Consider the following 20,166-nt stretch of genomic DNA (forward strand, 5'->3'; position numbering starts at 1 on the left):
AGAGATCCGTGAACTTCACGCGTTGGAGCGCCCGGCTCCCCGGTACGCAGCGCCGCGCCGCCGCACGGACCGACCGGGGCTCCGTGCCCGCCGCACGCGGTGAGTCCGGGCCGGGGCCCGACACCTGGCCGGACGACGACGGGACGGACGGCCCGGCGGCGCCCGCCCTGGAGGAGCTGTCGGTGCGTCAGCTCCTCGGCCAGCTCCCGGCCCTCGCCGCCCTGGTGTACGGCCCGGAGCACCGTGTGGCGTACGTGAACGACGCCTACGCGACGACGTTCGGCCCCCGCCCCGTGGGCGCCCCCGCCGCCAAGGCCCTGCCCGAGCTGGACGAGCTCGGTCTGCTGCCCCTGATGGACCAGGTGCTGCGCAGCGGCAAGCCGCGTACGGTCAAGTCCCGCAAGGCCCAGGGCGGCGGGTCGTACACGGTCACCTGCACCCCGGTCGAGATCCCCGCGCGCGGGGAGGCGGGCGGCGGGGTGCTCGTCTTCGCCGCCGACGTCACCGACCACGCCGAGGCCGCCGAGCGGCTGCGCGCCAGTGAGCGGCGGCACCGCGAGACCGCCGTGACCCTCCAGCGCTCGCTCCTCCCGCAGGAGCTGGAGCAGCCCGACGACCTGCGGGTCGCCGCCACGTACCAGCCGGGCGGCACGGACGCGGCGGTCGGCGGCGACTGGTACGACGTGATCACCCTGGGCGCCGGGCGCACGGCGCTGGTGATCGGGGACGTGATGGGGCGCGGGGTCCGCGCGGCCGCCGTGATGGGTCAGCTGCGCACGGCCGTGCGGGCGTACGCACGCCTGGACCTGCCCCCGCACGAGGTGCTCCAGCTGCTCGACGGTCTGGCCGCCGAGATCGACGCCAGCCAGATCGCCACCTGCGTCTACGCGGTCCACGACCCCAATGAGGGCCGGCTCGACTACGCCTCGGCGGGCCACCTGCCCCTCCTCGTACGCCACGCCGACGGCAGCGTGCACCGCGCGGCGGACCCGACCGGGCCCCCGCTGGGCACCGGAGGCTGGCTGCACACCTCCGGCACCATCGCGCTGCCGCCCGGCGCGACCGCTGTCCTCTATACGGACGGTCTGGTCGAGCGCAGGGGAGAGGACATCGACGAGGGCGTCGCCGCCCTGGAGCGCGCGCTGTCCGGCGCGGTCGGCACCCCGCAGGTCGTCTGCGACCGGCTGATCCGCTCGCTCGGGGTGACCGCCGAGCACGACGACGACGTGGCGGTCCTGGTCCTCCAGCACCCGGCCCGCACCGGTCCCGACGCCGAGCTGTTCCACAACGCGGCGCTCGACCTGCTCGGCGGCGTGGAAGCCGCGCCACGCGCGCGTGCCTTCGCGTCCGGGGTCCTGGCCTCCTGGCGCTTCCCGGTCGAGCTGCGCGACCTGGGAGTCCTGGCGGCGAGCGAACTGGTGGCGAACTCGCTCCAGCACGGCACCCCGCCGATGCGGCTGCGGCTGCGCCGCACCGACCGCCGGCTGATCATCGAGGTGACGGACGGCGACGACCACCTGCCGCGCCGCCGCCGGGCCGAGCCCGGGGACGAGTCAGGACGAGGCATCTCGATCGTCGCCACGATCGCCTCGTCCTGGGGTTCGCGCCGCACGCCGGGCGGCGGCAAAGCGGTGTGGTGCGAGTTCGCCCTGCCGGGCTAGGCCGCCACCTGCTCCTGCTCGGCCTTGTGGACCGCGACCACGCGGGACGCGGCCGCCGCGTGCGCCGGGTGGTCCTGCGCGAGGGTGAGTCCCCGGCCCAGCCGCAGCGCGAGGGCGGTGATGCCGAGCGAGAACAGAATGAACGTCACGATGTACGGGCCGTGCAGCGTGGCCCCCATGGGCCCGCCCACGAACGGGCCGAGCGCCAGCGCCATCTGCTTGACCAGCGCGAACGCCGAGTTGTACTGACCGACCATCGCCTCCGGCGCCAGGTCCGCGACCAGCGGCGCCACGGTCGGCGACAGCATCGCCTCACCGAGCCCGAAGAGCGCGTACGTGGAGATGAACGCGGCGGTCGCCATGGTCTGGCTGCCGTGGCCGAGCCCCGCGTACCCGGCGAAGAGCCAGGCCACGGTCCAGATGAGCCCCACCGACGCGATGACGCGGCTGCGGCGGCGGCGCTCGACGAAGCGCAGTACCAGGAACTGGGCGACCACGATGACGGCGGTGTTGGCGGCCAGGGCCATGCCCAGGGCCGACGGCTCGATCCCCGCGGCCTCGGTGCCGTACGCCGCGAGACCCGACTCGAACTGGCCGTAGCAGGCGAAGAACAGCACGAAGCCGAGGACGCAGAGCTGGAGCATGGCGCGGTGTCCGAGGACGGCCCGGAAGCCGCTGCCGCTCTTGCCGCCCTTGGGGCGGGCGTCCGCGATGGCCGCGTTGCGCGGCAGCTTCACGGACAGCGCGATCGCGGCGAGGACCAGGAACATCGCGGCTTCGATGGCGAAGAGCAGGACGAAGGACGCCGGACGGCTCTCGTCGACGATCTGGCCGCCGAAGAGCCCGCCGATACCGAGCCCGAGGTTCTGCAGGAAGAACTGCGTGGCGAAGGCACGCGTACGGGAGGTCGGCGACGACGACCACACGATCATGGTGGCGAGTGCGGGCTGCATGACCGCGGTGCCCGCGCCGAGCAGGGCGGCCGACCCGAGGACGGCCACCAGGTTGTTCGCGAGCCCCAGGCAGAGCGCGCCCACGGCGGCCGTCACGGCGGCGCCGACCAGGACGGGCAGGGGACCGCGCCGGTCGATGACCCGGCCGGTGAAGAGCAGCGCGACCAGCGCGGCCAGGGCGAAGACGCCGAGGACGATCCCGGCCCAGAAGGAGCCGAGCCCTCGCACCGTCGCCACGTAGATGTACAGATACGGAACGGTGAACCCGAGTCCGAACGCGCTCAGCGCGTTCCCCGCCTGGATTCGGCGCATCGCCGCGCCCATCACCTTGGTCACACTCACCACCTTGAGGTCTCGAAGTGGAAGTCCTCGAACCTGAAGGTCTCAGGACCGAAGACTTCAATACTAAAGTTAGAACCTCAACAATACACACTCAAGGACTTAGACGCCAACGCCCCCCGTGCGATACTCGCGGCATGGCTGAGACCACCGAGCCCGGCGGGCCCACCGGTTCCACCGGCCCCGAGGAGCCGACCCTCGACGAACAGATCGCGGCGTACCAGCGCGAGTTCCGCGACCTCGACCCCCAGGTCGAGAAGGTCGTCTCGGCGCTGGGGCGGCTGAACCGACGGATGAACGTGGCGTACGGCCGCCAGGTCGCCGCGCTCGGCATCAGCAACGCCGAGTGGGAGGTCCTGAAGACCCTCGTCCTCGCGGGCCTCCCCCACCTGCCCGAAGGACCCCGATGAGTGCGATCGAGATACGCGCGCTGTGCCGCGACTACGGCGGAGGCCGGGCCGACGCCAAACGCGCCCAGGCCCTCACCGACGTGGACCTGACCGTCGAACTCGGCGAGGTGCACGGCCTGGTCGGCCCCAACGGCGCGGGCAAGACCACCCTGTGCAAGGTCCTCTCGACCGTACTGGAAGCCACCTCCGGCACCGCCCGCGTGCTGGGGCACGACGTCACCACGGATCCGGCGGCCGTCCGCCGCCACATCGGGATCGTCTTCGGCGGCGACCGCGGACTGTACGGACGGCTCAACGCCCGGCAGAACCTGCGCTTCTGGGCCGCCATGTACGGACTGCACGGCGCCCCCCTGCGCCGGCGCGTCGACGAACTGCTGGAGCGCCTCGGCCTGGCCGACCGCGCCGGTGACCGCGTCGACACGTTCTCGCGCGGGATGAAGCAGCGGCTGCACCTGGCCCGCGGGCTGGTCGGCGACCCGAAGGTGCTGCTCCTGGACGAACCCACGGTGGGCATGGACCCGGTGGCCGCCCGCGACTTCCGCAGCCTCGTCGGCGAGCTGCGCGCGGAGCGCAGGACGCTGCTGATCACCACCCACGACATGGCCGAGGCCGAGGCGGTCTGCGACCTGGTGACGATGATCGACCGGGGGCGCGTGCTCCTCACCGACACGCCCTCCGCCATCGGCCGCGTGGTGCCCCGGCACGAGCGCGTGGTCGCCGGCGCGGTGCCGGACGCGACCCGGCGGGCGCTCGCCGGACTGCCGGGCGTCGTCTCGGTCGAGCCGGAGCCGTCGGGCCGGCTGCGGGTGGAGACCGCCGACTCCTCGGTGACCCGGATCGTCCTGCGCCTCCTGGTGGACGCCGGGGTGTCCGACCTGTCCACCCAGCGGCCGAACCTGGAGGACGCCTACCTCCACCTCATCGGCGACCGAGGGATGGCGGTCGGCTGATGCGGATCTTCCTCACCGGCTTCCGGTTCCAGCTCCGGGTCGCCTGGGGCGCCCCGGACACCTTGCAGATCTGTGTCACCGCGCCGCTGTTCACGCTGGTCTTCATGGCGATCTCGGAGCACGCGGAGCGGCCCGACCTCGCCCCGTTCGCCATCGTGTCCCCCACCCTCATGTCGCTGTGGACGCTGGCCCTGTTCATCGCCGGCGAGCTGATCGGCGACGAGCGCAGGTCGGGCACGCTGGAAGCGCTGATCGCCGTACCGGCCCGGCTCTCCACCCTGGTGATCGGACGGATCTGCGCCGTGACCACCCTCGGCCTGCTCTCCTTCGCGGAGGCGTGGCTCGTCGCCGGGCTGGTCTTCGACCGGTGGCTGGCGGTGCGCCATCCGCTCGTGTTCGCCCTGTGCCTGGTGGCGACCGTGCTGGCGATGGCCGCCACCGCGACCATCTTCTCCCCGCTGTTCATCCTGATGCCGTCGGCACGGACGGTCCAGAACACCCTCACCTACCCCTTCTATCTGCTCAGCGGAGTCCTCGTACCCGTGGCGATGCTGCCCTTCTGGCTCCGGCCGGCATCCCATCTGATCTTCCTGTCGTGGAGCGGCGACCTGCTGCGCGACAGCCTGGCCGCACCGGCACCGCACGACGTGGCCGCCCGGCTGGCCGCCGTCCTGGCCCTGGGCGCCGCGAGCTATCTGATCGGAACGGCGCTGCTGCACCGCGTGCTGCGCCGGGTCCGCCGACTAGGAACGCTGTCCCACACATGAGCCTCACGACATCGATCACCGCGCCCGCGCGCATCATCCGCTACAGCGCCGCCAACGCGCTGGCCGACATGCGCGCCATGTACACCTGGAAGACCTGGACGTTCGGCTGGCTGGGCCGGATGCTGGCCCAGGTCACCTTCTTCGCCTTCTTCGGCCACGTCATCGGCTCCGCCGAGCAGACGCGCTACCTCCTCGTCGGCAACGCCGTCATGACCTGCGTCATCGAGTCCATGATGGTCATCGTCTCGACCACCTGGGAGCGGCGGGTCGGCACGCTCACCCTGCTGAGCGCGGCACCGGCCCCGATCTCCGCGGTGTTCATCGGCCGCAGCCTGCAGTGGCCGGTCAGCGGTACGGCGACGTCACTGACCGCGCTGTTCGCCCTGGGACCGGCGTTCGGGGTGCACTGGCAGCCCGGCCAGATCCTGCCCGTGACGGCCCTGGTCGTCCTCACCGCGGCGAGCACCTACTGCTTCGGCCTGTTCGTCGCCGCGGCCGCCTTCAACGCCGACGGCGCCCGCAACATCATCTCCAACGCCACCTATCTGCTGATGATGGCGGTCTGCGGAGTCCAGGTGCCGACCTCGTACTGGCCCGACTGGGTACGGGGGGTGGCACAGGCGATCCCGCTCACCCACACCCTGAAGGCGATCCGTTCCGTCGTCGCGGGCGACGGGCCCGCCCCTACCCTGGTCCCGGCCTGCTGGGCCGTTCTGCTCGCCGTCGGCTGGCTCACCGCGGCCACCTGGACGTTCCGGCTGATGGCCCGGCGGGGCCGCCGCTCGGGCTCGATGGGCACGGGTGCCTGACGGTGAACCGGACACCCATCACCCGCGTACCGCCGACCGATGCCGTGGTCCTGGACTGCGACGGCACCCTCGTCGACACCCAGACGCACTGGGACCGGGCCTGCGCGGCCGTCTGTGCCCGGCACGGGGTGGCGCTGGACGACGTGGACCGACTGGCCCTGATCGGACTGCACCTCACAGAGCTGGGCCGGGCCCTCGGCCGGCTGGTCGGCCGCCCGGCCGAGCACGCGGCGCTCGCCCGGCAGGTCGGCCAACTCGTCGCCGACAGCCTCGCCGAGGGCGTCAGCGCCATGCCGGGAGCGGCCGAGTTCGTCGCCCGGCTGTCCACGAGCCGCCCGCTGGCGGTGGTCTCCAACTCGCCGCGCGGCGCCGTCCTCCAGCACCTCGAACACGTCGGCCTGGCCGACGCGTTCGAGCTGGTCCTCGGCAGCGACGACGTCGAGCGCCCCAAACCGGCCCCCGACCTCTACCGCGCCGCCTGCGAACGCCTGCGCGTCACGCCCGGCCGCGCGGTGGCGGTGGAGGACTCGGCGATCGGCGTCCGCTCGGCCCGGGCCGCGGGCCTGTACGTGGTCGCCGTCGCCCCCTCCCCCGGCGCCGCCCTGACGGGTGACGCGCTCTGCACCACCTTGGCCGACCCGGACCTGCTCCGGAGCCTGACCGGCCGGCATGCCGCCCGCACCCCCGTGGTGGACGGACATCCGTGGGCCCGGCCCGGCACGAGTGGTCCCGAGCCGGGCCGGATACGTATGCCGGTCAGTTGAGCGCGGCCGCCAGCATCCCGGCCTCGTACGAACCGCCCTTCTGGTGGACCGTCACGGCGAGCCGGTTGGCGGCGTTGATCAGGGCGGTCAAAGCGACCAGCGCGGCGGTCTGGTCGTCGTCGTAGTGCTCGCGCACCTGGGCCCAGGTCTCGTCCGACACCCCCTGGTGGACGTCGGCGAGCCGGGTGCCCTCCTCGGCGAAGGCCAGCGCCGCCCGCTCGGCCTCGGTGAACACCGTGGCCTCGCGCCAGGCCGCGACCAGGTGGAGCCGGGCCGCACTCTCACCGGCTGCCGCCGCGTCCTTGGTGTGTACGTCGACGCACCAGCCGCAGCCGTTGATCTGGCTGGCGCGCAGCGACACCAGCTCCTGGGTGGAGGCGGGCAGCGACGACTGCCGGAGCAGCTGGCCGGCACTGGCGAACCGCTTGGCGAACTTGGCGCCGAACTCGTTCTCGAACAGGTGGAAACGGGGTTCCATGACTTCGTCCTCACTCGTGGTGTGGCAATCGACGACCAGGAGATGCCGGTGCCGCGCGCCCTGTGACGGACCGCCCGTGTGACGAGTGCCACCGCGTCCCGATGTCACAAAGCGGCGGGGACCGGTGTCTTGTGCGCGTGGCAGCATCGAGGACGGACAGGCGGGAGCAGCCGGTGAAGAGCGAGCACGAGCGGACCGAGGACACGGCGGAGAGGCGCACCGACGGGGCCACCGAGGCGTTCGTCGCCCACCGCAACCTGCTGTTCACCGTCGCCTACGAGATGCTCGGCTCGGCCGCCGACGCGGAGGACGTCCTGCAGGAGACCTGGCTGCGCTGGGCCGGGGTCGATCTCGCCGCAGTGCGCGACCGGCGCGCGTATCTGGTCCGGATCACCACCCGCCAGGCGCTGATCCGGCTGCGTACGCTCGGCCGGCGCAAGGAGTCCTACGTCGGCACCTGGCTGCCCGAGCCGCTGCTCACCACGCCCGACGTGGCCGAGGACGTCGAACTGGCCGACAGTGTCTCGATGGCGATGATGCTGGTCCTGGAGACGCTCGCACCGACCGAGCGTGCGGTGTTCGTGCTGCGCGAGGTGTTCGCCCTCGGGTACGACGAGATCGCCGGAGCCGTCGGCAAGAGCCCGGCCGCGGTCCGCCAGATCACCCACCGGGCCCGCGCCCACGTCGCGGCGCGCCGACCACGCGGCACCGTCTCCCCGGCCGAGACCCAGCACGCGCTCGCCGCGTTCCAACGGGCGGCCGAAACCGGCGATCTGCAGAGCCTGCTCGACATCCTCGCGCCGGACGTCGTCTTCATGGGCGACGGCGGAGGAGTCAAGCAGGCCATCCTCCAGCCCCTCGTGGGGGCCGACGAGGTGGCCCGGCTGCTGGTCGCCGGGCTCGGCGGTATCACCGCGTCCTCGCTGCGCCCGGCACAGGTCAACGCCCACCCGGCGCTCGTCCTGCGGATCAACGGCGAGGTCGACACCGTCGTGGCCGTACGCGTCGACGACGGCCGCGTCAGCGGGCTCTACTCGATGCGCAATCCCGCGAAGCTCTCACACATGCGGCGCGAGACCGCCCTGTGCCGCTGAGGCTCTCGGCCACAAGTCACTTCATACGACGAGGAGTTGAGGCCTTTTCTCCCGCACCTGAGCTTGGATAGCCTCGGCGCATGGCGCCTCCGGCCCCCGTATTCGTCAATGTCCGTGACTTCCACGCCATTCCCGGCCCCGATGGCCTCTCCACTTGTTCGGACGCGTTCCAGAACGCCGTGGACGCGCTGGACAAGGACATCGGCGGCATCGTCCTCGTCCCCGCCGATCCCCAGCCCTATCTGTTCCGGCGCTCCGTGCTGGTCGACAGCAACAGGGTCCGCATCGTCGGCGAGGGCGGACGCACGAGTGTGCTGCAGGCGGTCGGGGCCACGCCCCCGCTGACCTTCGGGCTGCGCCGCGTCACCCATGGACAGCCGCTCAGCGAGGGCCACTGGGCGGACCTGCGCGGCATGCTCGACGCCTCGGTCACCGACCGGCGGTGGGGCTGCCGCACCCGCGTCCCCTCGCCGGTGGCCGGAGGGCCGACGAGCGAGGCCACCGTCACCCTGCCCTGCTCGCCCTTCCAGTTCGGTCCGACGGACGGCGACTACTGGTCGGACGTCCGCCAGTTCACGGTGGACTTCGTGGTCCGCAACGACGTCATGCCCTGGTCGGTGCAGCCGCTGTTCGGCATGGTCGACGCGTTCAACCGGCCGTCCCCGTTCTACGCGTACGTCAACGCGCACGAGAACCCGCCCGCCGTCGTCTTCGTGTTCCGCACGGCCGACGGGCTGCACCGCGAGATCCGCATCCCCTTCGACCCCGCGCAGCCCGTACTGCGCTGCTCCTTCCAACTCGACCTGGACGCCCGCACCGTGACCGCGTGGACGAACCGGAACCAGGCGACGCAACGGGTGCAGGTCAAGGCCGACCTCTCGCTGATCAACGACGGCTGGACCCCGAAGGAGCCCGGCCGGGACCTGGCATTCACGCCCAACTGGTACGCCCCGTTCCGGCTCGCCGCCATCGGACAGAACTCGTCCGGCCGGGCCGGACTTCCCGGCAGCGAGAACGAGCCGGTGGACCTCACCTTCGGCGCGCTGCGCTTCTCCGACGTCCTCCGCTACCGGGTCCTGGCGGAGGGACAGGAGCAGGAGGACGCGCACGGCAAGGTCGACGACCTGCGGTGCCTCACCGTCGAGAGCCGCGTCTTCGGCGCCCTGACGATGAGGGAGGAGGTGCACAAGAGCGCCTCGGGCGTGCCCGATCTGCAGATCCTGTGGGAAGGGGACGTGGGCCTGTTCGGGCGCGGATTCTTCGTCCCCAACGATCTGCGCGAATACGTCGAGGGCAATGGCTGCGAGAAGCTGAACGTCAGGGGTTTCTCGTTCGCCCCGAAAGCGACCCACTACGGGCAGGCCATCGGCCTCGGGCTCGTCTACAACTTCTCGATGGACGACGTGGTGGTGGAATTCGGTGCCCAGGGCCTGAGTTCGCACCACTTCGGAGTGAACTACCCGGTGTCGCTGCGCTCCTGCCACTTCGCGCACCAGACCGACTGCGCCATCTACAGCTTCGGCCAGTACACCACCGCCACCGATCTGACCCTCGCCTACTACGGACGCTCCGCGTTCAAGGCCCTCAGATCCCGCATCGCCTACCGCGATGTCCCCTGCACCGACTCCGCCGTGTGCGAATCGGTGGTGAAGCTGTTCCAGAGCGAAGCGGTGCTCGACAACTGGATGATCGACTTCGAGGGTTTCCACGCGGACCTGCCGCGTGACAGCTACATCTGGGCGAGCCTCGCGGACGACATCGGCGGACCCACGACGCTGGTCGTCCGCGACTGCGTCGGAAGCGCCGGAGGCGAGCACACCGTCGCGATCCGGCTGGTCGGCGGCGAGCGCGGCGCGCTCGGGGACGTGCACAAGGGCCTCGGCTGGTGCAAGGTCGAGCGGTCGTTCAACCATCACGCGGATCCCCGTATGCCCGCCCTGATCGCGGTGGACGGCCCGCTGTGGCAGGGCCTGTACGAAGGCCTCCCGCCGGCGGGGATGGCCCTGGCCATCAACACGGCCACCCCCGGTGCCTCCGCCAGGATCGGTATCGGGGCGGTGCCGCCCGCGATCTCGGCGCCGCCGCCCGCCTCGCCGTACGACCCGCTGCCGAGCCTGCCCGGACTGATCGGCTACTACCGTGCCGACGCCCTCCTCGACGGCGACGGCAACCCCCTGCGGGACGGGAGTGCCGTCACCGAGCTCACCGACCTGAGCCCCGCCCACCGCCACGGCGCCCCCGTGGGCAGCCCGGCCGTGTTCGAGACCGCGGCCGTGAACGGCCTCGCGGCACTGCGCTTCACCGGCGGCCACTACGGCTTCCCCGCCCCGCAGGGCACCAGCGGCGCCGCCACGTGGTTCTTCGTCGCCAAGCGCCTGCCCACCTTCGACTCGGCTCCCGGGCGGCCCGGCGCACTGCGCAGCAACGGGCAGGGCTGGCAGCTCGACTACCTGCTCATGTCACGCACCCCCGAGTCGGACAACGGCTGGGCGGTGTACACCGTCCGCTCCACCGCGGGCCCGGCCCGCCGCCTCCAGACGTACACCAACGGGTATCCGTACGAGCTGCGCAGGGACGACCGGGTCCGCGCCGTCGGCTGGTCCGCGCCCGTCCTCGGCTACCGCCCCGACCACGGCCATGTCCTCCAGGGACTGGTGGCCGCGGCGGTCCTCTGCGACACGGCACTGAGCGACCAGCAGATCGCCGACACCTGCCGCTATCTGCTGCACCGCTACCAGATCCCGCTGTGACGGAAGGCCGGTGGATCCCGCGCGCCGGACCGATATCGGCGAGCGAGGGCGCCCCGGGCATCGGTACGCTCCCCCCATGCCCAAAACCCCCGTTCGCGTTCGCTTCGCTCCGTCCCCGACAGGCATGTTCCACGTCGGCGGGGCCCGGTCCGCTCTCTACAACTGGGCCGTCGCGCGACAGTCCGGCGGCACCTTCGTCCTCCGTATCGAGGACACCGACGCCGCGCGGAACAAGCCCGAGTGGACCGGGGGGATCATCGGCGCGCTCGCCTCGATCGGCATCTCCCGGGACGACCCCGCCTTCGAGGGTCCCTACTTCCAGTCGCAGAACGCCGACCGGCACCGCGAGGCAGCGCAGCGGCTGTACGCGGCCGGGCGGGCGTACTACTGCGACTGCACCCGGGAGCAGGTCCAGCGGCGGACCGGGTCGCAGCAGCTCGGATACGACGGGTTCTGCCGCGGGCGCGCCCTGGAGCACGCGGAGGGCCGGGCGCTGCGGTTCCGTACGCCCGACGAGGGCGCGACCGTCGTCGTGGACCTCGTCCGGGGCGAGCCCGCCTTCCCCAACTCCGCCATCGAGGACTTCGTCATCGCGCGCGGCGACGGCTCGCCCGTCTTCCTGATCGCCAACGTCGTGGACGACATGAGCGAGGGGATCACCCAGGTGATCCGGGGTGAGGAGCATCTGTCGAACACACCGAAGCAGCAGCTGCTGTGGGAGGCGCTCGGGGCGGCGCCGCCGGTGTGGGCGCATCTGCCCGTGATCGTGAACGACAAGCGCCAGAAGCTCTCCAAGCGCCGCGACAAGGTCGCGCTGGAGGACTACCTCGCCGAGGGCTATCTGCCCAAGGCCATGGTCAACTATCTGATGCTGCTGGGCTGGGGCCCCGGCGGCGACATGGAGATCCGTCCGCAGGAAGAGCTGGAGCGGCTGTTCCGGGTCAAGGACGTCAACGGCTCCTCGGCGTTCTTCGACGTGAAGAAGCTGTCCGCGTTCAACGGCGCGTACGTACGCGATCTGGAGGTCGACGAGTTCATCGACGCATGCGCGCCGTGGCTGACCGAGCCGTACGCGACCTGGGCACCCGAGTCGTTCGACGCCACCGCCTTCGCGACCGTGGCACCGCTGGCGCAGACGCGCCTCACGGTGCTCAGCGAGATCACGAAGTACGTCGACTGGCTGTTCCTCGACGAGCCGGTGTACGACGAGGCGTCGTGGACGAAGGCCATGAAGCCGGGCGCCGACGCGATCCTCCAGGACACCCGGGAGCGCTACGCCACGACGCCGTGGGACGCCGAGGCCCTGAAGGCGGCCCTGGAGGAGGTGGCCGCGGCCCATGACCTCAAACTGGGCAAGGCCCAGGCGCCCGTACGCGTCGCGGTGACCGGCAGAACGGTGGGCCTGCCACTCTTCGAGTCCCTGGAGGTCCTGGGCCGCGAGCACACCCTCAACCGCCTCGACGCGGCTCTGCGGAAACTCGCCGGCTGACCTGAAGGGGTGCGACCAGCCACTGCTGGCCGGTATCCCCCGTGTCGCTCTGTTCGACGATCTTCGCGCCGTCGGTGGTCGCGTCGGCGGCCACCGCCAGTACCTTGCCGGTGCTGACGCTGACGAGTTTCACATAGCCGTCGGTGGTGGGTATCTGACGCCAGCGCTGGTTGGTGCCGCCGTTGGCGGGCCACTGGATGACGGGGGTGCCGTCGCTGGACGCGTTGCCCTGGACGTCGACGAGTTGGCCCGAGTTCACGTTGGTCAGCGTGCAGGTGCCGTCGGCGGCCGTGGTGCGGCGCCACTGCTGGTTGGCGCCGCCGTTGCGGGTCCACTGCTGCAACTGCGCGCCCGCGGTGGTGGACCAGTCCGGCACGTCGAGGACCTTGCCGCTGCGGCGGTTGGTGAGGAGGCAGGGGGTTTCGACGAGGGTCGCCCGGAAGGGGATCGGCTGAGGGCGCAGTTGGTGCAGGTCCAGGACGAGGATCTCGTTCTGCCCGACGGTGAGCCACGGGGCCGGGCAGTACAGGCGCTGCTGGGGACCGACCGCCCAGTAGCGGCCGAGGTTGTGGCCGTTGACCCACACCACGCCCTTGGTCCAGCCGGACATGTCGAGGTAGGTGTCGCCGGTCGCGGTGAGTGTGACCGTGGCGCGGAAGAAGACGCCGGCCCGGCCCGGGTCGCTGATCTTCGGCCGCAGTGCCGCGACGAACGCCTCGTCGACCGGCAGGGCGTATGTCTGCCAGTCGCTGACCGGGCCGTTCAGCGGCCCGGCGCCCGAGAAGGAGACCTGCTGGGTGATGCCCTTGCGGTCGACCAGACCGTGGCCGAAGTTCGTCCGGCCCATGCCTTCGACCAGGATGTCCAGGGTGGGCGCGGGGCCCGCCGGCCCCAGCGCGAGCCGCGATCCCGTGGTCACCTTCAGCGGCGTCGCGTACGACGAGGGCACCGCCGGGCGGGAGATGCCGCCCTGGTAGGCACCGTCGAGGAAGACCGTGGCGTAGTCGTGGACGGAGGTGACGTCGAGTGTGGCTCCGGTGTACCCGGACAGGGCCTTGCGGTAGAGCATGAACCCGGAGTTCTGCCCGTAGTTCTCCATGGGCTGGGGTGTGACGGTCCGCGCGGGCGGCAGCGCGGCGGGCAGGTTGTCCCACAGCGAGGCGTAGGCGCTCGGGACGGGGGCGTCGCCGCCGGTGCGCGTGAGGGTGGGAACGGGGTCCGGGACCGGCGGCAGCGAAACGCCCGGATAGCTTCCGATGAGGGAGCGGTACGCGGTGTACCGGGGCGCGGGCCGCCCCTGCTCGGTGATCGGCGCCCCGTAGTCGTAGGTGGTGATGTCGGCGGTGTAGCCACTGCCGTCGTCGTTCGCGTTGGCCCCGGCCCAGTAGCCGAAATTGGTGCCGCCGTGCACCACATAGACGTTGAACGACTGCCGGGCGTCCATCAGGTCCCGCAGCGCCCCCGTAAGGTCGGTGTCCTGCCCGGCGAAGGTGCCCTCCCCCCAGTGGGTCAGCCATCCCGGGTAGAGCTCCCCCGACATCGCCGGGACCCGCGGGTACGCGCTGCGGCAGGCCCTGATGTCCGAGGAGGTCCCGCCGCTGAGACCGATCGCCCCGCCGGTGACGTTGGTGTGGTTCGCCACGACCTGGCCGAGCCCGTCCTGGGTGTAGAAGGGCCCCTCCACACCCGCCTTGAGCCAGAGTTGGCGCAGTTGCTCCAGGTAGGTGCCGTCGCTGCCGTACGAGCCGTACTCGTTCTCGATCTGCACCATCAGGACCGGGCCGCCGTTGACGGCCATCAGCGGCCGCACGACGGGGGCGATCGCGTTCACGTACCGGGCGACCGCCGCCATGTAGTCCGGGTCCTGGCCCGAGTTCACCCGCAGCCGGGCCGAGGGCTTCCTCAGGAGGTACGAGGGCAGTCCGCCCAGGTCCCATTCGCCGCAGACGTACGGGCCCGGGCGCAGCAGCACGTACATGCCCTCCTGCGCGCAGAGCCGGATGAAGGCGGCGAAGTCGCGCCGGTCGGTGGTGAGGTCGAAGACGCCGGGCCGCTCCTCCAGGTAGTTCCACATGACGTAGAGCGCGATGGTGTTGAGCCCCATGGCCTTGGCCATCCGGATGCGGTGGCGCCAGTACGGCACGGGGATGCGGGCGGGGTGCATCTCACCGCTGCGGATCTGGAACACGGCGCCGTCGAGGACGAATTGGGACCCGTCGGCGGAAAAGCCGAAGGTGTGACCGGCGGCGAACGCGCGCGTGCCGGAGGCGGCCATCGCGGCCGCCGGGCTCAGGGCGGCGGCGACCAGCAGGGTGCGTCGGTGCATACGTACTCCCAGGGGCGACGGGCGGGCCGGGCGGTCATACGGGCTGTGCGGTCGTGACGGCTGTGCGGTCGTGAGGCGTTCGGCGGCACGTGAGGCGGGCGCGGCGCCATGCGTCCCCGCGTCGCGCTGCGCCGCAACATAATTAGCCGATCAAGAAGCGTCAAGAGTGCACGTAATCAAACATCAAGCCTGACTCAAACGCACCTCCGCGCCCCCGCGAACACCCAGCCGTGATCAACTCACGCTCTCTGCACGGTGATTGAAGGTGCTTCAAACTCCGCGCTACGATGCACCACCAATCACGCCATGGCCGCACGTCCCCTTCTCACCACCGAGGAGCACCCCGTGCCACGCCCCCCACGTTCACCCCGCCCGCGCGCCGCGCTGACCGCACTGGCAGCGGCCCTGCTGTGCCTGCCTCTCGCCACGGCGACCGCCGCGTACGCCGCGCCCGCGCCCTCGCCCGCCGCCCCGGTCCCGGCGGCCCCGCAGCTGGCTCCCACCCCGCCGATGGGCTGGAACGACTGGGCCCACTACCAGTGCGGCGTCACCGAGCAGACCGTCACCGCCAACGCCGACGCCCTGGTCGCCGGCGGTCTGGCCGCCAAGGGATACACCACGGTGACCGTGGACGACTGCTGGACGACCCGGTCCCGGGACGCCGACGGGAACCTCGTCGCCGACCCCGTGAAGTTCCCGCACGGCATGGCCTGGCTCGGCTCCTACCTCCACGCCCGAGGGCTGCGGTTCGGGATCTACGAGGACGCGGGCTCGTCGACGTGCGGCGGCTACCCCGGCAGCGGCCGGCCCCAGGGCGGCGGCCCGGACCACTTCGCCAAGGACGCCGCCGCGTTCGCCTCCTGGGGCGTGGACTACCTCAAACTCGACGGCTGCAATGTGTACGTGGCCCCGGGCCAGACGCAGGAACAGGCCTACCGGCAGGCGTACGACGCCCAGGCGGCGGCGCTGCGGGGCTCGGGCCGCGCCATCGTGTTCTCCGAGTCGGCGCCCGCGTACTTCCAGAGCGGTGAATGGGGCAATCCCACCTGGTTCGACGTACTGTCCTGGGTCGGATCGGACGGCGAGCTCTGGCGTGAGGGCTGGGACATCGCCACCTACGACCCGGCGCGGCCGAACGCGAGCCGCTGGTCCAGCGTCCTCGCCAACTACGGCTACAACCGCTGGATCGGCCGCTACGCCGCCCCGGGCAACTGGAACGACCCGGACTTCCTGATCGCGGGCGCGGGCGGGCTCACCGACGAGGAGTCCCGCAGCCAGGTCGCCCTGTGGTCGATGATGGCGGCACCGCTGATCCTCTCCTCGGACGTCGCCGGGCTCACCCCGGCGGCCAAGTCCGCGCTCGGCAACACCGAGCTGATCAAGGTGGACCAGGACAGCCTCGGCCGCCAGGCGGGTGTGGTGTCCACGAACGGCAGCACCGACGTACTCGCCCGGCCGCTCGCCGGAGGGGACCGCGCGGTCGCCGAACTCAACCGGGGTGCGACCGCCCGTACGATCTCCACCGCGCTCGCCGACGTCGGTCTGCCGGGCTGCACGGTGACCGCCAAGGACCTGTGGACCGGCACCACTTCGTCCGTCGGCGCCAGCCTGACCGCGACCGTTCCCGCACACGGCACGGCGGTCTGGCGCCTCACCCCGGGCAGCGGCTGCGGCGCCGCCGTCCCCACCGGCCAGCTCACCGGCAACGGGGCCAAGTGCGCGGACGTCACCGGCAGCGGCACCGCCGACGGCACCCAGGTGATCCTCTACAGCTGCACCGGCAACCCCAACCAGCGCTGGACACAGGGCACGGACCGGACCGTGCGGTCCCTCGGCAAGTGCCTGACCGCGAGCAGCACCACCGCCGGAAGCCCGGTCACCCTGTCGACGTGCAGCGGCGCCACCGCCCAGCAGTGGACCGCCGACCGCGACGGCACCCTGCGCAATACCGCGAGCGCACTGTGCCTCGACGTGTACGGCGGTGGTACGGCCGATGCGACCAAGCTCGACACCTGGACGTGCGGCCACTTCCAGGCCAACCAGGTCTGGTCCCTGCCCAACTGAGGACGGACGCGGGGCTGGGGCGGGCCGACGCCCCAGCCCCAGCCCCGCTCACCCGATCACTCGCCCACTATCGGCCGAACCGAACACTGGCGAAGCGCAGCCCCTTCGGAGCCTGCTTGCCGGGGGCGATCCTCGTCGCCTTGCCCGTGCACTTCTTGCCGGCGAAGACGATGGCCACCGAACCCGTCCCGTTGTGCGGGGCGGTGGCGGGCTGGGACATCGTGAAGCACTTGCCGTCCGGCACGTCCTCCACATAGAACGGCCGGCCCCCGCTCTGGAAGGTGAACGGGCCCTTCGCGGCGACCGCCGTCCCCGCGGAGAGGGTGAGGGCCATGCCCACCCCGACGAGAGCGACGGCGAACGGACGGATGAGACGCATCATTGATCCCCTGTTGAACAACGAACGACGAAGCGGAAGTGCTTCATCCACCCACACAACGACGCTCGCTCCGGGGCGACACGAGCGGCCCGCTTCGTCGGATCGTCGGACGGGGTGGCCAGATCACCCCACAACCGCGCCCCGGCCGCACACCGGACCCCGTAACTCGGTTGACTTGGAGCGCACTCCAGCACCTAGCGTCCTGAACAGATCGCTTCGACAGCGGATCGTTTCGAGTTCAGGAGACAGCGATATGACCACCGTTCCCACCCGGCACCTGGGCAGCCTGGCGGTTTCCGCGCAGGGGCTGGGGTGCATGGGCATGAGCCACGGCTACGGCGACACGGACGACACGCAGTCCATCGCCACACTGCGGCACGCCCTCGACCTCGGGGTGACCCTGCTGGACACCTCCGACTTCTACGGCTCCGGGCACAACGAGGAGCTGATCGGGCGGGCCATAGCCGGGCGGAGCCGCGACGAGGTGGTGCTGGCCACCAAGTTCGGTTTCGTCAACGGCCTCGGCGAGCCCACCCGGATCCGCGGGGACGCCGCCTATGTACGGCAGGCGTGCGAGGCGTCGCTGCGCCGGCTCGGCGTCGACCACATCGACCTCTACTACCAGCACCGGGTCGACCCGACGGTCCCGATCGAGGAGACCGTCGGCGCCATGGCCGAACTGGTGCGGGAGGGGAAGGTCCGCCACCTCGGGCTCTCCGAGGCCGGTGCACGGACCATCCGGCGGGCACACGCGGTGCACCCGATCGCGGCGCTGCAGAGCGAGTGGTCGCTGTGGACCCGTGACCTGGAGGCGGAGATCGCTCCGGTCTGCCGGGAACTCGGCATCGGGCTCGTCCCGTTCTCCCCGCTCGGCCGCGGCTTCCTGACCGGCCAGTACAGCTCGGTGGAAGGGCTGTCCGCCACCGACATACGGCGCAGCCAGCCGCGCTTCACCGACGGCAACCTCGAACAGAACCTGGCGATCGTCGCGAAGCTGAACGAGCTGGCCGAGGCCAAGGGAGTCACCGCGGGGCAGCTCGCCCTGGCCTGGGTGCAGCACCGGGGCCAGGACGTGGTGCCGATCCCCGGGACGCGGCGTCAGCGCTATGTGGAGGAGAACCTGGCGGCCCTGACCGTCGAACTGTCGGCGCAGGACCTCGCCGCCATCGAGGCCGCCGCGCCCGCCGAGCAGATCGCCGGCACCCGCTACGACGCCACCAGCCTCACCTTCGTCGACAACTGAGCCCGCACGGCCCTGTCCCGTACCGGCTCACGGCGGTTGCGCCCGGGGGGAGCGGCGCAACAGGATGGCCTATGGACTACGTCGCGCACTTCCGCCGTGAGATCCAGGCGTTCGACGCCGCGATCCGTACGGCGTCGCCGGCCACGGGGACCGGCGGGGCGCCACTCGTACCGTCGTGCCCCGGATGGTCGGTGTCCGACCTGGCGTTCCACCTGGGCTCGGTGCACCGCTACGTGATCGACGTCATCGACGAGCGGCGACAACAGCGGCCGCGGTCAGCGGACCTGAACCTCCCACCCGTCCGGGCGAATTGGCCCCTGCCGGAGAACGCCCCGAACCTCGGACCGCTGCCGCCGGAGCTCATCGAGTGGTTCGGGGAAGGAGCCGCCTCGCTGGGGAAGCTGCTGGCCACCCGCGATCCGGCCGAACCGGTGTGGACCTGGTCGCGGGATCGGTCCGTGGGGTTCTGGCAACGCATGCAGACCATCGAGGCGGCGGTGCACCGGTGGGATGCCGAGAACGCGCTCGGCACCCCCGGGCCGGTCGATCGGCGACTGGCCGCGGACGCCGTCACCCACTCCTTCGAGGTGATGGCCCCCGCGAGCCGATCGCGGCAGGAGGCACCGCCGGGCGCGGGCGAGCGGATCCGCTTCCGGCAGTCGGACGGCTCCGGTGTCTGGATCGTCCAGACCGACCCCGACGAGGTCGTCCTCAACCCGGGCCCCGGCTGCTGTGACGCCGAACTGACGGCCACGGTGTCGGACCTGATGCTGTTCCTCTGGCACCGCATCCCCCTGGACGGCCTGGAAGTCCGTGGCGACGCGGCACTCCTGGACCGCTATCTCACGCTGGTACCACCGGTCTAGCGCGGCCTGCGAGAACTACTGGCCGGCCTGGGGCAGATGCGTCTTGGCGTCGTCGTACGTGCCGTCGCCGGTCTGCTCGACCGGGGCGTACACCAAGTGCAGCACGCCCGTCCGGAACGCCTCGGACGAGACCAGCGTCAACGGGATCGCGGACTCGCCCTCGTCGAACAGACGCATGCCCTTGCGTACGGCGAGGGGGTGCACCAGCAGGTGCAGTTCGTCGAGGAGGCCGACCGCCAGCAGCTGGCGGACGACCGAGATCGAGCCGCTCAGGGCGATGTCGCCACCCGGCCCGCTCTTCAGGGCGGTGACCGCTTCGACGAGGTCACCCTCCAGCTGCTCGGAGTTGCGCCAGGTGAAGTCCAGCTTGGTGCTCGACGCCACGATCTTGCGTGCGTCGCCGAGCGTCTTCGCGAAGCCCGCGTCCTCGCCGCCCGCCGCCTCGCGCTCCGGCCACGCCCCGGCGAAGCTGTCGTAGGTCTTGCGGCCGAACAGGACCGTGTCGGCCGTGCCGAGCATCGCGCCGACGGCCGCACCCATCTCGTCGTTGAAGTACGGGAAGTGCCACTGGTCGGGTGCCTCCACGACCCCGTCGAGCGAGATGAAAAGGCCAGCGGTGATCTTCCTCATGATGTGCTCCCGGAGAGTTCGTTGTCGCGGATCGTCGTTGCGGTCCGCTCAGTAGGACGACGGGCGGCGGCGGAACTCATCGGTGATGCCGTGGCCAATTTCGCGATGACTCAGCCCGTTGGCTTGTTCGCGCTCTGTGATGGCGACGACGAGTACGTTGAGGTGGTGTCCGAACCGCACCGGCACCATGGGGC

The 20,166-nt window shown here is 71.4% G+C and carries 17 protein-coding genes and 1 pseudogene; 12 read left to right on the forward strand and 6 right to left on the reverse strand.

Annotated features, from left to right (window positions below):
* The first annotated feature begins 8 nt into the window (after positions 1–8).
* Positions 9–1,661, forward strand: coding sequence for an ATP-binding SpoIIE family protein phosphatase (locus tag A8W25_RS17185; RefSeq protein ID WP_067162395.1), 1,653 nt, complete (start codon positions 9–11; stop codon positions 1,659–1,661).
* On the opposite strand, the gene A8W25_RS17190 is transcribed toward A8W25_RS17185, so the two are convergent.
* On the reverse strand, positions 1,658–2,938 hold the full coding sequence (locus tag A8W25_RS17190) for an MFS transporter (RefSeq protein ID WP_199831794.1): 1,281 nt from the start codon (positions 2,936–2,938) through the stop codon (positions 1,658–1,660). The genes A8W25_RS17185 and A8W25_RS17190 overlap by 4 nt on opposite strands.
* A 152-nt stretch (positions 2,939–3,090) precedes the next feature.
* On the opposite strand from A8W25_RS17190, the pseudogene A8W25_RS17195 reads away from it, so the two are divergent.
* The 5 genes and pseudogenes from A8W25_RS17195 to A8W25_RS17215 form a co-directional block, all read left to right on the forward strand.
* A pseudogene (locus A8W25_RS17195) lies at positions 3,091–3,342 on the forward strand (MarR family transcriptional regulator); the annotation flags it as partial.
* Between the two features lie 17 nt (positions 3,343–3,359).
* Entirely contained in the window at positions 3,360–4,313 is a 954-nt protein-coding gene (locus A8W25_RS17200; protein ID WP_067162430.1) for an ABC transporter ATP-binding protein, read from the forward strand.
* Positions 4,313–5,080: an ABC transporter permease gene (locus A8W25_RS17205; protein WP_079126139.1), complete on the forward strand. Its 768-nt coding sequence runs from the start codon at positions 4,313–4,315 to the stop codon at positions 5,078–5,080. Before A8W25_RS17200 ends, A8W25_RS17205 begins: the two co-directional genes overlap by 1 nt.
* Positions 5,077–5,889, forward strand: a complete 813-nt coding sequence (locus A8W25_RS17210; protein WP_067162432.1) for an ABC transporter permease — start codon at positions 5,077–5,079, stop codon at positions 5,887–5,889. Before A8W25_RS17205 ends, A8W25_RS17210 begins: the two co-directional genes overlap by 4 nt.
* A 2-nt stretch (positions 5,890–5,891) precedes the next feature.
* Positions 5,892–6,653 (forward strand): HAD family hydrolase, encoded by a 762-nt coding sequence (locus A8W25_RS17215; protein ID WP_067162434.1) that lies wholly within the window; start codon positions 5,892–5,894, stop codon positions 6,651–6,653.
* Here the strand turns inward: A8W25_RS17215 and A8W25_RS17220 are convergent.
* On the reverse strand, positions 6,646–7,131 hold the full coding sequence (locus A8W25_RS17220; RefSeq protein ID WP_067162436.1) for a carboxymuconolactone decarboxylase family protein: 486 nt from the start codon (positions 7,129–7,131) through the stop codon (positions 6,646–6,648). The two genes, A8W25_RS17215 and A8W25_RS17220, sit on opposite strands and share 8 nt — an antisense overlap.
* A gap of 173 nt (positions 7,132–7,304) precedes the next feature.
* On the opposite strand from A8W25_RS17220, the gene A8W25_RS17225 reads away from it, so the two are divergent.
* The 3 genes from A8W25_RS17225 to gltX all read left to right on the forward strand — a co-directional run bounded on the left by A8W25_RS17225 (position 7,305) and on the right by gltX (position 12,464).
* Complete coding sequence (locus A8W25_RS17225) at positions 7,305–8,225, forward strand: RNA polymerase sigma-70 factor (protein ID WP_067162438.1); 921 nt, start codon at positions 7,305–7,307, stop codon at positions 8,223–8,225.
* Positions 8,226–8,305: 80 nt separating this feature from the next.
* Positions 8,306–10,975 carry a hypothetical protein gene (locus A8W25_RS17230; RefSeq protein WP_158942585.1) on the forward strand — a complete coding sequence of 890 codons (2,670 nt, stop codon included), beginning with the start codon at positions 8,306–8,308 and terminating at the stop codon, positions 10,973–10,975.
* A 124-nt stretch (positions 10,976–11,099) separates the two neighbouring features.
* On the forward strand, positions 11,100–12,464 hold the full coding sequence (gene gltX / locus A8W25_RS17235; RefSeq protein ID WP_067162442.1) for a glutamate--tRNA ligase: 1,365 nt from the start codon (positions 11,100–11,102) through the stop codon (positions 12,462–12,464).
* Here gltX and A8W25_RS17240 read toward each other — a convergent pair.
* The gene (locus A8W25_RS17240; RefSeq protein WP_067162444.1) at positions 12,424–14,790 is read right to left on the reverse strand and encodes a beta-galactosidase; all 2,367 of its coding nucleotides are present in this window, start codon (positions 14,788–14,790) and stop codon (positions 12,424–12,426) included. The two genes, gltX and A8W25_RS17240, sit on opposite strands and share 41 nt — an antisense overlap.
* Positions 14,791–15,135: 345 nt before the next feature.
* On the opposite strand from A8W25_RS17240, the gene A8W25_RS17245 reads away from it, so the two are divergent.
* Positions 15,136–16,854 (forward strand): ricin-type beta-trefoil lectin domain protein, encoded by a 1,719-nt coding sequence (locus A8W25_RS17245; RefSeq protein ID WP_199831770.1) that lies wholly within the window; start codon positions 15,136–15,138, stop codon positions 16,852–16,854.
* A gap of 67 nt (positions 16,855–16,921) precedes the next feature.
* Here A8W25_RS17245 and A8W25_RS17250 read toward each other — a convergent pair whose 3' ends face one another.
* Positions 16,922–17,236, reverse strand: coding sequence for a hypothetical protein (locus tag A8W25_RS17250; RefSeq protein WP_067162447.1), 315 nt, complete (start codon positions 17,234–17,236; stop codon positions 16,922–16,924).
* A 250-nt stretch (positions 17,237–17,486) separates the two neighbouring features.
* On the opposite strand from A8W25_RS17250, the gene A8W25_RS17255 reads away from it, so the two are divergent.
* Both A8W25_RS17255 and A8W25_RS17260 read left to right on the forward strand, forming a co-directional pair.
* Positions 17,487–18,476 carry an aldo/keto reductase gene (locus A8W25_RS17255; RefSeq protein ID WP_067162448.1) on the forward strand — a complete coding sequence of 330 codons (990 nt, stop codon included), beginning with the start codon at positions 17,487–17,489 and terminating at the stop codon, positions 18,474–18,476.
* A gap of 71 nt (positions 18,477–18,547) precedes the next feature.
* Positions 18,548–19,342: a maleylpyruvate isomerase family mycothiol-dependent enzyme gene (locus tag A8W25_RS17260; protein ID WP_067162451.1), complete on the forward strand. Its 795-nt coding sequence runs from the start codon at positions 18,548–18,550 to the stop codon at positions 19,340–19,342.
* Positions 19,343–19,357: 15 nt separating this feature from the next.
* Here A8W25_RS17260 and A8W25_RS17265 read toward each other — a convergent pair whose 3' ends face one another.
* Positions 19,358–19,972, reverse strand: coding sequence for a dihydrofolate reductase family protein (locus A8W25_RS17265; protein ID WP_199831771.1), 615 nt, complete (start codon positions 19,970–19,972; stop codon positions 19,358–19,360).
* A 48-nt stretch (positions 19,973–20,020) separates the two neighbouring features.
* Positions 20,021–20,161, reverse strand: coding sequence for a hypothetical protein (locus A8W25_RS34025; RefSeq protein WP_158942587.1), 141 nt, complete (start codon positions 20,159–20,161; stop codon positions 20,021–20,023).
* Positions 20,162–20,166: the final 5 nt, after the last annotated feature.

The sequence above is a fragment of the Streptomyces sp. ERV7 genome (genome assembly GCF_001653515.1).
Classification (GTDB): Bacteria; Actinomycetota; Actinomycetes; order Streptomycetales; family Streptomycetaceae; genus Streptomyces.